Genomic DNA, 13,252 nt, shown 5'->3' on the forward strand with positions numbered 1-13,252 from the left:
CCCTTGTCCGACAACGAACTCCTGCTCGAAGTAGAGGACCTGCACGTCGAGTTCCGGACGTCCGACGGCACCGCCAACGTGCTCAACGGCGTCGGCTACTCCGTGCACGCCGGGGAGACCCTGGCCGTGCTCGGCGAGTCCGGTTCCGGCAAGAGCGTCACGGCCCAGACCGTGATGGGCATCCTGGACACGCCACCCGGCGTGATCACCGGCGGCGCCGTGCGCTGGCGCGGCGAGGACCTGCTGACGGCGTCCGAGGAACGCCGTCGGGAGGTGCGCGGCAGCGAGATCGCGATGATCTTCCAGGACGCGCTTTCCGCGCTGAACCCCGTGTTCACCGTGGGCTTCCAGATCGAGGAGCAGCTGCGCGTGCGGCTCGGGATGTCCAAGAAGGACGCCCGGAAACGCGCGATCGAGCTGCTCGACATCGTCCGCATCCCGGCCGCGGACCGGCGGGTCAAGGACTACCCGCACCAGTTCTCCGGCGGGATGCGCCAGCGCGCGATGATCGCCATGTCACTGGCGCTCGACCCCGACCTGCTCATCGCCGACGAGCCGACCACCGCCCTCGACGTCACCGTGCAGGCCCAGATCATGGACCTGCTCGGCGAAATCCAGGCCGAACGCAAGATGGGGCTCGTCCTCATCACCCACGACCTGGGCGTCGTCGCCGAGGTCGCCGACCGGATCGCGGTGATGTACGCCGGCCGGATCGTGGAGCAGGCCGAGGTCACCGAGCTGTTCCGCGCGCCGGCCCACCCGTACACCGCGGCGCTGATGGACTCGCTGCCCCGGCTCGACCTCAAAGGACAGACGCTGGAAACCATCAAGGGCCTGCCGCCGAGCCTGCTCGACATCCCGCCGGGCTGCCCGTTCCACCCGCGCTGCAAGCGGGCCGAAGCGAAGTGCAGCGTGGACGTCCCGCCGCCGCACGCGCTCGGCTTCGGCCGGACCAGCGCGTGCCACTTCGCCGAAGAGGTGGTGAGCTCCCGTGCCTGACCCCATCCTGTCGGTCACCGACCTGAAGAAGTACTTCCCGGTCCGCACGGGCATCCTGTTCAAGCGGACGATCGGCCAGGTCAAGGCCGTCGACGGCGTCTCGTTCGACCTGATGCCGGGCGAGACGCTCGGCATCGTCGGCGAGTCCGGCTGCGGCAAGTCGACGCTCGCCCAGGTCCTGATGCGCCTGGAGGAGCCGACCGGCGGCACCGCGAAGTTCGAGGGCCGCGACATCTTCGCCCTGCGCGGCAACGAGCTGCGGAAACTGCGGCGCGAAATCCAGATCGTGCTGCAGGACCCCTACACCTCGCTCAACCCGCGGATGACGGTCGGCGACATCGTCGGCGAGCCGTTCGAGATCCACCCCGACGTGGCACCCAAGGGCTCGCGCGCGGGCAAGGTGCGTGAGCTGCTGGACGTCGTCGGGCTCAACCCGGAGCACCTCAACCGGTACCCGCACCAGTTCTCCGGCGGGCAGCGCCAGCGCATCGGCATCGCGCGGGCGCTGGCCCTGCGGCCGAAGGTGATCATCTGCGACGAGCCCGTGTCCGCCTTGGACGTCTCCATCCAGGCGCAGGTGATGAACCTGCTCGGCGACCTGCAGGGCGAGTTCGGGCTGTCCTACGTGTTCATCGCGCACGACCTTTCCGTGGTGCGGCACCTGTCCAACCGGGTCGCGGTGATGTACCTCGGCAAGATCGTCGAGGTCGGCACCGACGAGGAGATCTACGAGCGACCGTCCCACCCGTACACCCAGGCGCTGCTTTCGGCGGTGCCGGTGGCGGATCCGGCCGTGCGCGGGCAGCGGCAGGTGATCCGGCTGACCGGGGACGTGCCGAGTCCCCTGGATCCCCCGTCCGGGTGCCGGTTCCGCACGCGGTGCTGGAAGGCACAGGACAAGTGCGCTTCGGAGGTGCCGGAGCTCGTGCCCCGCACCGACGGGCACTTGTCAGCTTGTCACTTCGCGGAGCAGAAGTCGGTTGTTCCATAACGTACGTTTGGCCGTTGTTTACGCATTGTCCGGTCTATACGGTGCAGGAACCGCTTTCCGAGGAGGAGAATCGTGAAGAGACCCAGGCTTTTGGCCGCGGCCATGGCCGTCCCGCTGTTCGGGGCGCTCTCGGCCGTCGCGGTCCCGGCCGCGACCGCGCAGCCCGCGCTGGCCGGCCCGGCGACCGAGTTCACCGTGCTCGCCAAGGACGTCCAGAGCGTCGCGGGCGCGCAGAAGGCGATCCGCGACGCGGGTGGCACGGTCCTGGAGACCAACACCGCGGTCGGCCTGATCAAGGCCAGCGCTCCGGCCACCGGGTTCACCGAGCGCGTGTCGTCGAACCGCGCCGTGTTCGGCGCGGCGAAGGCCCAGGCCATCGGCTCGGTGCCGAAGTCGGGCAAGAAGACCAAGACCGACAACGCCGAGAAGGAAGGCCGCGGCGCGGCGGCGCAGAAGCAGGCCGCGGCCGCTCCGGTGGGCATGGACCCGCTGGACGACCAGCTCTGGGGCCTCAAGTCCGTCCGCTCGGACCTTTCGCGCACCAAGCAGGCCGGCAGCAAGCAGGTCAAGGTCGGCGTCATCGACACCGGCATCGACGGCACGCACCCCGACATCGCGCCGAACTTCGACCTGGCCGACTCGCGCAACTTCACCCGCGACATCCCGACCGACGTCAACGGCGTCGAGGTGGACGGCCCGTGTGAGTTCCGCGGCTGCGTCGACCCGGCCAACCACGACGACGGCGGCCACGGCACGCACGTCGCCGGCACCATCGCCGCCGCCGCGAACGGCTTCGGCGTCTCCGGCGTCGCGCCCAACGTGACCCTGGTGAACATCCGCGCCGGCCAGGACTCGGGTTACTTCTTCCTGCAGCCGACGGTCGACGCGCTGACCTACGCCGGCGACGCCGGCATCGACGTGGTCAACATGTCGTTCTACACCGACCCGTGGCTGTACAACTGCACGGCGAACCCGGCCGACTCGGCCGCCGAGCAGGCCGAGCAGCGCACGATCATCGAGGCGACCCAGCGCGCGCTGAACTACGCGCACCGCAAGGGCGTCACGATGGTGGTCGCGCTGGGCAACCAGCACACCGACCTCGGTGCGCCGCAGCCGGACACCACCAGCCCGGACTACCCGGCCAACAGCACGCACCCGCGCACGGTGGACAACTCGACCTGCCTCAACCTGCCGGTCGAGGGCAACCACACCATCGGCGTGAGCTCGTTCGGGCCGTCGCAGAAGAAGGCGGACTACTCGAACTACGGCCTCGAGCAGATCTCGGTGTCGGCGCCGGGCGGGTTCTTCCGCGACGGCTTCGGCACGTCGTGGTACCGCACGCTCGAGAACGAGATCCTCTCGACGTACCCGAAGAACGTCGGCATCGCCGAGGGCAACATCGACGCGGACGGCAACATCACCGAGGCCGGCCTGGTGGCGGGCATCAAGAAGGCGACCGCGGCCGACGGCCGGGTCGGCTACTACCAGTGGCTGCAGGGCACGTCGATGGCGACCCCGCACGCCACCGGCGTCGCCGCGCTGATCATCTCGCAGTACGGCAAGAAGGCGCACGGCGAGTTCGGCATGGACCCGGACAAGGTCCAGCGGGTCCTCGAAGGCACGGCGGCGAAGGTCGCCTGCCCGGTGCCGCGGACGGTGGACTACCTGAAGGAGGGCCGCGACGACACGTTCACGGCCACCTGTGAAGGTGACCTGTCGTTCAACGGCTTCTACGGCCACGGCGCGGTCGACGCCTACGCGGCGGTGACGCGCGGGTCGCAGTACCTGAAGTAGGGCACGTGCTCGACGGCCGCCCCGGGAAGCTCAGCTTCCCGGGGCGGCTTGCGTGTGCCGAGGGCTCGCCGCCACCGGGCTGCCACGGCACCGAGGCCGCGTGAGCCCGGTCCTGGGTGAAAGCCGCACGCCGAGCCAACCTTTCCTCGGTGATACGCGTTCACCCCGAGACAGGGGAGGTCGAATGGACGTGCGTGAGCCGGCGTTGCCGGTGGATCCGAGACTGCCGGGTGAGCCGACGGTCCTGGAGGTGGGCCGCACGCGGCTGTGGCTGGGCCGCCGCGGGGTGCGGGTGTGGCTGCCGACCCGGCTGCTCGCCCTGCGCATCGGCGGGCGCAGCCTCGTCGGCGGGGGAACACCGGGATACCTGATCGCCATCGTGATCACCTGGTGGGTCACCGGCGGGCTCGTCAACGCGTTCGACCTGCCGGGCCTGGCCGCCGTCTCAGCCGTGTTCTTCGCCGTCTTCCAGACGGCGCGCTGGCGCGCCGCGCAACGCCGTGAACAGCTGGCCGAGCGCCGGATCGGCGCTGCCGCGCCGCCCCCGCTGGGGAGCGCGCTGAAGCAGGTCGGCTGGTGGTACCTGGCCTCGGCGGCCCTGACGTTCGCCGGCGGGGCGGCGCTGTGCGCGGCGGCGTTCCTGACCGAGCCGCAGTTCACCTGGAAGCACTGGTACACGCCGTCCCTGCCGATCGCGGTGCACACGTTCGCGCTCGCGGTCGGCGCCGGCGCGACCGCGCTCGTGCTGGGCCGGACGCTGCGCGCACCGGTGCTCGCGGAGGACGCGACGTCGCAGTTCGTCGACGGGCTGCTGCGCGCGGAGGACCCCTACCGGTTCGCCACGTGCTCCGTGTACGCCGTGCTGGCCATGCCGGTCTTCGTCGTCGACTGGCCCACGCCCGGCCCGCTCGGGTGGTTCGCGCTGGCGTACCTGGTGGTCGTGATCGTCCTGCAGCTGCTCGGCTGGCTGGTGACCCGCAGCCGGTTCCGGTACCTGCCGCCGGGTTTCTACGGCCGGTAAACCTTTTCGCGCGTTCGCGCGTGTTCACCGCGAGGTGAGGGGGTTCTGTGGGCAGAGGAGTACCGAGCCGCGACGAATTCGCGCACGCCGCGGTCTGGCTGGGCAAGCGCGGAGTCCGCGTCGGCATCCCGACCCGGCTGCTGGCGACCCGGCTCGGCGTCCGCGCGGGCGCGCGGCCGCTGATGTTCCTGGTCCGGCTGACCGCCGCCCTCCTGGTCGCGGGCGCGGCGTCCGTCGGTTACCAGTGCCTGCAGCTCCTGCCCGGGGTGCGCGGGGTCGAGATGACCGAAAGCAAGGTGGCGTACTTCATCGCCGCCGGAGTCCAGACGGGGGCCTGGCTGACCGTGCGGCGACAGGACCGCCGGGCCGTCGCCGTACTGGGCGACCGGGCGCTGGACCGGCCCCGGCCCCCGTGGCGCGCCGTGCTGAGCGGCTGGTTCCTCGCGTCGGCCGTGGTCACCTTCGCCGGTGGGGCCGCGCTCGGCGCGACGATGTTCTTCGCGACCCCGTACCGGACTTATGCCTGGAGCTGGCTCGGTCTGCTCGCACTGGGCGCGGTGGCCGGCACGCTCCTCGTGCTCGGCGTGCTCCGACGCCCGGTGATCGCCGAGGACGAGCCGTCGCTGGCCGTCGACGCGGTGCTGCGGATCGAGGACTCGTTCCTCGCGTTTCCCTCGGCGTACGCGTGCCTGGTGCTCGTCGACCTGTTCACCACCCATCGGCAGCCGCCGGGGTTCGCGCCGTGGCTCATCGGTTACGCGGCGCTCGCGGTCGCGCTGCAGGGCATCGGCGCACTCGTCCACCGCCGTCGGCGCCCGGCCCTCCCGGACGGCCACTACGGGGTCCCGCTGCCGGCCCAGCCCGGTCTCGTGCCCCTGGGGGACGCGTGGTGATCGCGTTGACGAAGCGCGAGCGGGCCGCCGTCAAGTGGCTCGAGTCGCACGGGGTCCGGGTGGCCGAGCCGACCACCCTGCTGACGACGCGGCTGAGCGTCCGCCGCGGGCGGTCGTCGCCGGACGCCTTCACCGCGGTCGTCGTCCTGAACGTGGTGACCTTCGCCGGTCTGATCGGCTACCAGCTCCTGCGGTTGCTGCCCGGCGTGGACGGTGACGACCTGCCGGACAGTGGGTACGTCTTCGTCATCGCGGCCGCGACGGTGCTGAGGACGTGGCTGCACGTCCAGGCCGGCGACCGGCTGGCGGCGGCGCGGCTGGGCGACCGGCCGGCCGGGCCGCGTCCGCCGTGGCGGGAGGTGGTGAACGGCTGGTACCTGGCCTCGCTGGGCATCACGTTCGGCGGGGCGCCGTCCTCGGCGTCGCGATGGCCGCCAGTTCGCTCTGGGCGGTGTGCTGGCTCGGCCTGCTCGCGCTGGGCGCGGTCGTGGAGGCCGTGATCCTGACGGGCATCCTCGGGCGGCCGGTCATCGCCGAGGACGAAGGCTCGCTGGCGGTCGACTTCGTGCTGCGGCGGGAGGACGTCCACCTCGTCCTGCCGTCGGCCTTCGCGGTGCCGGTGGTCGCCGACCTGGTGTTCACCGAGCTGCCGGGCAAGCCGTGGTTCGTCGGCTACGTCGTGCTGGCGGTGGCCACGAACGCCGCCGGGTGGTTCGCCCAGCGGCTTCCCGCCTTGCCCGCGGACGGCTGCTACGGGGAGGTCCGATGAGCACCGAAGCGGAGCGCGCGATGAGCCTGCGGTGGCTGGCGAGCCGCGGCCGTCCGGTCGCGGCGCCGACGCCGTACCTCGACGCGCTGCTGGCCACGCGCAACGTGGGCATCCGTCGCAGCGCGCTGTGGCTCGTGCTGTTCGGCGTGCTCGCGCTCTTCGGAGCGATCGGCTACCACGAGCTCTTCGGACCCGGCGCGACCGTGAGCACGCCGGCGTACTTCGTGTGTTTCGCCATCCAGCTCACGATGTGGCTGAGCGCCCGGTCCCGGCAGCGGGAGCTCGCGAAGGCGACCCGCCCGCGGCCCGGCGCGACGCGCGAACCCCTCGGCGGCTGGTTCACCACCTCCGCGGCACTGGCCTACGGCGGCGGCGCGGCGCTGGCCCTCGCGATGTACTTCGCGACACCGGCGCGGACCTACGCCCTGAGCTGGCTGGGTCTGCTCGGGCTGAGCGCGTTGTGCAGCGGGTGCGTCCTGGCCGGCTTCCGGCGGGCCCCGGTGCTCGCCGAGGATCCGGCGTCCCTGGCGGTCTACCGCGCACTGCAGGCGGAGAACATCCACGCGGCGGCGCCGGCTCTGGCGGCGGTCCCGCCGATCCTGGACATCGCCCTCGGCAACCGGCTGCCGCCGGGCTACGGCCCGGTGGTGGCCGGGTACGCGACGCTGGTGGTGGCCACGGAGCTGGTGGCCTACGTGCGAAGCCGCAGTCCGCTACCACCCGGCCACTACGGCGACCCGCTGCCGACGCAGACCGACGTCGACTGGTCCTCGCCGGACGCCCGGTGAAGGACCCGGTGCTCCGGTCGTGGTCGTGGCGGTGGCTTTCGCCGCCACGATCGCCTACTCCGTCCTGGGCCGCGGCGCGGCCGGACAGATCGCCGAGTGGTACGCGGACCGGACGCCGTCGCGGCTCGGGGCCCGGGCGTGTCCCCTGAGCTGGCTCGCCCTGCCGACCCTCGCCGTGAGCCGGAGACGCCGGGCCCACACGGAGCAGGCCCGGCGCGGGCTCAGCGGTTCGACGCCTTCTTGACGAACTTCGCCAGGTCCTTCGCCTGCTGCACCCGGGTCGGCTCGTGGACGTACATCATGTGGCCCGCCGGGTAGTACGCCGTGTCGATGTTGTCCCGCAGCTCCTCCGGGATCCGCAGGTGGGCCAGCACGTGCTCGGCCGCGAAGTAGGCCGTCGCGCCGTCGTAGTGGCCGAACGCCACGTGGACCTGCAGGTGCGGGTTCGCGCGCATCGCCGCGCTCAGCGAGTCGACCACCGACACCGAGCGGCCCTCGAAGTCCGCGTACGACCACGCCTTGAACGTGTCCTCGTGGATGAGCTCGTACGGCAGGTCGTTCTCGTACCCCAGCTCGGCCCGCACGTAGTGGTTGAACGACGCCGCGTACGCGCCGATCACGCGGGAGATCGACGGGTCGTCGCTCATGTGCTCGCGGCCGCCGTCCGGCTCCCACGTCGTGAACCGGCCGTCCATCCGGCCGACCGTCAGCCCGCGGTCGCGCAGCAGCTCGGTGAAGAACCGGACGTGCTCGATCCGCAGGTTCACGCGGTCCACATAGGACTCCGAGAGCCCGGTCAGCGACGCCAGCGTGGCCACCGCCTCGGCCCGGTCCTGTGTGGACAACCGCGCGCCGCGGGCCAGCGCCCACGGCAGGTCCTTCGCCGCGAAGTCCTCGGCGTCGGCGAGGACGTCGTCGAGCGGGCGCTCGCCGTGGAGGCCGTGGTAGTGCGCGATCGCCGCGTACGTCGGCACGTACAGCGAGTACGGCAGGTCGTTGCCCTCGGTGAACTGCAGGGTCCCCAGGTCGAGCACCGACGAGATGAGCAGCAGGCCGTTCAGGAACAGCCCGTGCCGGTCCTGCAGGTGCGCGGCCAGCCCGGCGGCGCGCAGCGTGCCGTAGGACTCCCCGGCCAGGAACTTCGGCGACAGCCAGCGCTGGTGGCGCGAAACCCACAGCCGGATGATCTCGCCGACCGATTCGATGTCGCCCTTGAAGCCGTGGAAGTCCTTGGTCTCCTCGCCGCCCGCGACGCGCGAGTAGCCGGTCGACACCGGGTCGATGAACACCAGGTCGGTGTGCGCCAGCAGCGTCTCGGGGTTGTCGGCCAGTCCGTACGGCGGCGGCACCAGGTCGTCGACGTCGCCGGACAGCACCCGGCGCGGCCCCAGCAGGCCCATGTGGAGCCAGATGCTCGACGAGCCGGGGCCGCCGTTGAAGGCGAACGTCACCGGCCGCGTGCCCGGGTCGGCGTCGTCGAGGGTGTAGGAGGTGATGAACACCTCCGCCTTCGCCTTGAAGCCCTCGGACTTGCCGTCCTTGACGATCTCCTTGCGGAGGACGATCCGCCCCGCCTTCGCCGTGTACGCGAGCTTCTTCCGCTTCACGGTCAGCGTGTGCCGGGTCGTGACGATGTCGTCGGTCGGCTCGGCCGGGATCTCCGTCGTCGCCGGGTCCTTGGTCTCGGGAGCCTCTTCGGGGGTGGTGTCCGCCATGGACCCAACTTAGCCGCCGGCCGCGGGTGCCTGTGGCAGGGTGACCTGGTGCACACCGAGGACTGGCCGGCGACCGTCGAGGAGGCGCTCGCCGTCCAGGAACGGCTTCGCGGCCTGGTCGAGCCCGGCGACGACTGCCCGGAGCTGCCGCCGACGGTCACCGGCCTCGACGTCGCCTACGACGAGGACGACGGCATCGCCGCGGCCGTCGTCACGCTCGAAACCGCCGGCCTCACCGTGGTGGAGGAACGGACGCACCGCGCGAAGGCCGTCTTCCCGTACGAGCCCGGCCTGTTCGCCTTCCGCGAGCTGCCGCCGCTGCTCACGGCGCTCGAAGGGCTGGCGCACCAGCCCGACGTCCTGGTCTGCGACGGCCACGGCCTCGCCCACCCCCGGCGGTTCGGCCTCGCCTGCCACCTGGGTGTGCTGACCGGGCTGCCGGCGTTCGGCGTCGGCAAGACCCGGTTCGTCGGCTCGCACGGTGTCCCGGCGGCGACGCGGGGCTCGTCGGAGCCGCTGGTCGACGCGGGGGAGGTCGTCGGCGCGGTGCTGCGGACCCAGGACGGCGTCAAGCCGGTGTACGTCTCGGCCGGGCACCGGATCGACCTGGCCCACGCCTGCCGGCTGACCCTGGCGCTGACCCCGCGCTACCGGCTGCCCGAGACGACGCGGCAGGCCGACCGGCTGTCCCGGGCGGCGCTGCGATGAGGTCGCTGACCGAGCTGGACACGGCTGTCTCGTCATGCCGCGCCTGCCCGCGGCTGGTCGCCTGGCGCGAAGGCGTCGCGGGCACGAAAGCGGCGTTCCGCGGCGAGGAGTACTGGGCGCGCCCGGTGCCGGGCTTCGGGCCGCCGGACGCCTCGCTCGCCGTGGTGGGGCTGGCACCCTCGGCGCACGGCGCGAACCGCACCGGCCGGATGTTCACCGGCGACCCGTCGGGCGACTTCCTGTTCCGGGTGCTGCACGAGGTCGGGCTCGCGTCGCAGCCGACGTCGACCGCCATCGGCGACGGCCTGGAGCTGTACGGCACGCGGCTCGTCTCGCCGGTCCGCTGCGCCCCGCCGGAGAACAAGCCGACGCCCGCCGAACGGGACACCTGCCGTCCGTGGCTCGCGGAGGAACTGACACTGTTACGTCCGACACTGCGCTCGATCGTGGTGCTCGGCGCGTTCGGCTGGCAGGCGTTGCTGCCGGTGCTCGCCGCGGCCGGCTGGGCGGTGCCGCAGCCGCGCCCGGCGTTCGCGCACGGCGCCGTGCTCGAACTCGGCGACCTGCGCGTTTTCGGCTGTTATCACGTGTCGCCGCGCAATGTCCAGACACGGCGCGTGACCCACGCCATGGTGGCCGACGTCTTCCGCGCCGCGACCTCGGTGACAGCCCCGGACTGAATCGTTACGGAAACCGCAGCGACGCTGGTCACAGCCGGATGGGGCCCCCGAGCGAGGTCGCCGGGAAGGTGCGACCATGAGGACATGGCTGCTGCGAAGTCGAAGTCGGAACCGACTCGGATCCTCGTCCTCGGTGGTGGGTACGTCGGGCTCTACACGGCGTACGGCCTCCAGAAGATGCTCCGGGCCAACGAGGCCTCCGTGACCGTCGTTGACCCGCAGCCCCACATGACCTACGCGCCGTTCCTCCCGGAGGCCGCGGCCGGCGCGATCGAGCCCCGGCACGTCGTCGTGCCACTGCGGCGGGTGCTCAAGCGCTGCCACGTGCTGACCGCGCGCGTCACCAAGATCGAGAACGACAAGAAGTCCGTCACGGTCGAGGCGGCCGACGGCCACATCGAGCAGCTGGGCTACGACGTCCTGGTCGTCGCGCTCGGCGCCGTCGCCCGCATCCTGCCGATCCCCGGCCTGGTCGAGGAGGGCATCGCCTTCAAGACCATCGGCGAGGCGATCTACCTCCGCAACCACATCATGACCAAGCTCGACGAGGCGGCGAGCACGCTCGACCCCGAGCTGCGCAAGCGCCTGCTGACGTTCACGGTCGTCGGCGGCGGGTTCGCCGGCATCGAGGCGCTGGCCGAGCTCGAGGACATGACCCGGTTCGCGGTGGAGAACTACTACCCGAACATCAAGACCTCCGACATCCGCTGGGTGCTCGTCGAGGCCGCCGGGCGGATCCTGCCCGAGGTGCGCGAGACCCTGGGTGTGTACACGGTCGAGCAGCTGGAGAAGCGCGGCATCGAGGTCTACCTGTCGACCGCGGCGAAGTCGTTCGAGAACGGCCACGTCGTGCTTTCGGACGGCACGGAGTTCGACACCGACACGATCATCTGGACCGCCGGCGTGAAGGCCAACCCGGTGCTGGCCAACTCGGACCTGCCGCTCGACAAGCGCGGCCGCCTCGAGGCGACCGCCGCGATGCAGGTCGTGGGTCACCCGGAGGTGTGGACCGCGGGCGACAACGCGGCGATCCCGGACCTTTCGCGCACCGAAGAGGACCCGACGGCCACCTGCCCGCCGAACGCCCAGCACGCGGTCCGCCAGGCGACGCTGCTGGCGAAGAACATCATCAAGGTGATCCGCGGCGGCAAGCCGAAGGACTACTACCACAAGAACCTCGGCGCGGTCGCCAGCCTCGGCCTGCACAAGGGCGTCGCCGACGCGCTGAACCTGAAGATCAAGGGCTTCCCGGCCTGGCTGTTCCACCGCGCCTACCACCTCAAGGCGATGCCGACCTGGAACCGCAAGATCCGCATCCTGTTCGACTGGATCCTCGGTGGGCTGTTCCGCCGCGAGGTCATCTCGCTCGGGCAGATCAACAACCCGAAGGACGAGTTCGCGCGCGTTTCGAAGTCCTGAACTGCTTTTGCCCGAGAGCCCCGGTCCGGTGACCGGGGGCTCTCGGCTTTTGGGACGCTCTCGCCGATTCCCGTGCGGGCTGCTTTCCTTCCGCCATGCCCGCGAAACGAATCCGCCTCAACGCTTTCGACATGGCCGTGACCGGTCACCTGGCCCCCGGCGTGTGGACGCACCCCGACGACCAGGCGCACCGGTACAAGGATCTCGAATACTGGACCGAACTGGCGAAACTGCTGGAGCGCGGTAAGTTCGACGGGCTTTTCCTGGCGGACGTGCTCGGCGTTTACGACGTCTACCAGGATTCGCGCGACCCGGCGATCCGGACCGGCACCCAGCTCCCGGTGAACGACCCGCTGCTGTCGATCTCGGCGATGGCCGCGGTGACTTCCCGGCTGGGCTTCGGGGTCACCGTTTCGCTGACGTACGAGCAGCCGTACGCGCTGGCGCGGAAGTTCACCACGCTCGATCACCTCACCAAGGGCCGGGTCGCCTGGAACATCGTCACGTCCTATTTGGACAGCGCGGCGGTGAACCTGGGACTGGACCGGCAGATCACGCACGACAACCGGTACGACATCGGCGAGGAGTTCCTCGACGTCACCTACAAGCTTTGGGAGTCGTCGTGGGACGACGACGCGGTCGTCGCCGACAAGGCGACCGGGCGTTACGCCGACGAGTCGAAGGTGCACCCGATCGAGCACAAGGGGGAGTACTACACGGTTCCCGGCGTGTTCCTTGCCGAGCCGTCCCCGCAACGGACTCCGGTGCTGTACCAGGCAGGTACGTCGACAAAAGGCCGGGCGTTCGCGGCGAAACACGCGGAGGCCGTGTTCATCATGGGGCATTCGACATCGGTGGTGGCCCGCAACGTCGCGGACATCCGCCGCCAGGCGGCGGAGTTCGGCCGCGATCCGGCGAGCGTGAAGGTGTTCGCGCTGATCACCCCGATCGTCGCGGAAACGGACTCGGCGGCACGCGCGAAGTACGCCGACTACCTGTCCCGCGCGAGTTACGACGGCGCGTTGACGCTTTTCGGCGGCTGGACCGGAATCGACCTCTCGCCGTACTCGCCGACCGATGTGCTGGAACACGTGCACAGCGAGGCGATCCAGTCGGTGGTGGAGAACTTCACGAAGGCCGACCCATCCCGGACGTGGACGCCTTCGGAGATCGGCCGTTTCCTCGGAATCGGCGGCCTGGGCCCGGTCGCCGTGGGATCGCCATCGACGGTGGCGGACGAGCTGGAACGCTGGGTGGCCGAAGCCGACGTCGACGGTTTCAACATCGCGTACGCGATCACGCCGGGAACGTTTTCGGACTTCATCGACCTGGTGGTCCCGGAACTCCAGCGGCGCGGCCTGGTGTGGGAGGACTACGAAGGTTCGACACTGCGGGAAAGCGTTTACGAGCCGGGCCAAGTGCGGTTGCGCGATGACCACCCGGGAGCGAAGTACCGGCGTGTTTAGGCGGTTTGG

General features: G+C 70.9%; 14 protein-coding genes. 13 read left to right on the forward strand and 1 reads right to left on the reverse strand.

What is annotated here, in order from left to right; translation table 11 throughout:
- Positions 1–3 precede the first annotated feature (3 nt).
- The 9 genes from ACH54P_RS35765 (at position 4) to ACH54P_RS35805 (ending at position 7,499) form a co-directional block, all read left to right on the forward strand.
- Entirely contained in the window at positions 4–999 is a 996-nt protein-coding gene (locus ACH54P_RS35765) for an ABC transporter ATP-binding protein (RefSeq protein ID WP_489907711.1), read from the forward strand.
- Positions 992–1,990 carry an ABC transporter ATP-binding protein gene (locus tag ACH54P_RS35770; RefSeq protein WP_489907712.1) on the forward strand — a complete coding sequence of 333 codons (999 nt, stop codon included), beginning with the start codon at positions 992–994 and terminating at the stop codon, positions 1,988–1,990. The genes ACH54P_RS35765 and ACH54P_RS35770 overlap by 8 nt, the downstream gene beginning before the upstream one ends.
- Positions 1,991–2,092: 102 nt before the next feature.
- Positions 2,093–3,784, forward strand: coding sequence for a S8 family serine peptidase (locus ACH54P_RS35775; RefSeq protein ID WP_489916832.1), 1,692 nt, complete (start codon positions 2,093–2,095; stop codon positions 3,782–3,784).
- Between the two features lie 184 nt (positions 3,785–3,968).
- Positions 3,969–4,805 (forward strand): hypothetical protein, encoded by an 837-nt coding sequence (locus ACH54P_RS35780; RefSeq protein ID WP_489907713.1) that lies wholly within the window; start codon positions 3,969–3,971, stop codon positions 4,803–4,805.
- Positions 4,806–4,852: 47 nt separating this feature from the next.
- Entirely contained in the window at positions 4,853–5,698 is an 846-nt protein-coding gene (locus tag ACH54P_RS35785) for a hypothetical protein (RefSeq protein ID WP_489907714.1), read from the forward strand.
- Positions 5,695–6,198, forward strand: a complete 504-nt coding sequence (locus tag ACH54P_RS35790; protein ID WP_489907715.1) for a hypothetical protein — start codon at positions 5,695–5,697, stop codon at positions 6,196–6,198. The genes ACH54P_RS35785 and ACH54P_RS35790 overlap by 4 nt, the downstream gene beginning before the upstream one ends.
- Positions 6,150–6,467: a hypothetical protein gene (locus tag ACH54P_RS35795; protein ID WP_489907716.1), complete on the forward strand. Its 318-nt coding sequence runs from the start codon at positions 6,150–6,152 to the stop codon at positions 6,465–6,467. The genes ACH54P_RS35790 and ACH54P_RS35795 overlap by 49 nt, the downstream gene beginning before the upstream one ends.
- Positions 6,464–7,255, forward strand: a complete 792-nt coding sequence (locus ACH54P_RS35800) for a hypothetical protein (RefSeq protein ID WP_489907717.1) — start codon at positions 6,464–6,466, stop codon at positions 7,253–7,255. Before ACH54P_RS35795 ends, ACH54P_RS35800 begins: the two co-directional genes overlap by 4 nt.
- Positions 7,256–7,280: 25 nt before the next feature.
- On the forward strand, positions 7,281–7,499 hold the full coding sequence (locus ACH54P_RS35805; RefSeq protein ID WP_489907718.1) for a hypothetical protein: 219 nt from the start codon (positions 7,281–7,283) through the stop codon (positions 7,497–7,499).
- Here the strand turns inward: ACH54P_RS35805 and ACH54P_RS35810 are convergent.
- Positions 7,477–8,970, reverse strand: a complete 1,494-nt coding sequence (locus ACH54P_RS35810; protein WP_489907719.1) for a S10 family peptidase — start codon at positions 8,968–8,970, stop codon at positions 7,477–7,479. The genes ACH54P_RS35805 and ACH54P_RS35810 overlap by 23 nt on opposite strands.
- Before the next feature lie 48 nt (positions 8,971–9,018).
- Between ACH54P_RS35810 and ACH54P_RS35815 the strand changes: the two genes are divergently transcribed.
- The 4 genes from ACH54P_RS35815 to ACH54P_RS35830 all read left to right on the forward strand — a co-directional run bounded on the left by ACH54P_RS35815 (position 9,019) and on the right by ACH54P_RS35830 (position 13,243).
- Positions 9,019–9,678, forward strand: a complete 660-nt coding sequence (locus ACH54P_RS35815; RefSeq protein WP_489907720.1) for an endonuclease V — start codon at positions 9,019–9,021, stop codon at positions 9,676–9,678.
- A complete protein-coding gene (locus ACH54P_RS35820; protein WP_489907721.1) occupies positions 9,675–10,358 on the forward strand; it encodes a uracil-DNA glycosylase in 684 nt (227 codons plus the stop codon). Before ACH54P_RS35815 ends, ACH54P_RS35820 begins: the two co-directional genes overlap by 4 nt.
- 84 nt (positions 10,359–10,442) lie before the next feature.
- Positions 10,443–11,777: an NAD(P)/FAD-dependent oxidoreductase gene (locus ACH54P_RS35825; protein ID WP_489907722.1), complete on the forward strand. Its 1,335-nt coding sequence runs from the start codon at positions 10,443–10,445 to the stop codon at positions 11,775–11,777.
- A 95-nt stretch (positions 11,778–11,872) separates the two neighbouring features.
- Complete coding sequence (locus ACH54P_RS35830) at positions 11,873–13,243, forward strand: LLM class flavin-dependent oxidoreductase (RefSeq protein ID WP_489907723.1); 1,371 nt, start codon at positions 11,873–11,875, stop codon at positions 13,241–13,243.
- Positions 13,244–13,252: the final 9 nt, after the last annotated feature.

The sequence above is a fragment of the Amycolatopsis sp. N2S4-7 genome, from assembly GCF_058119595.1.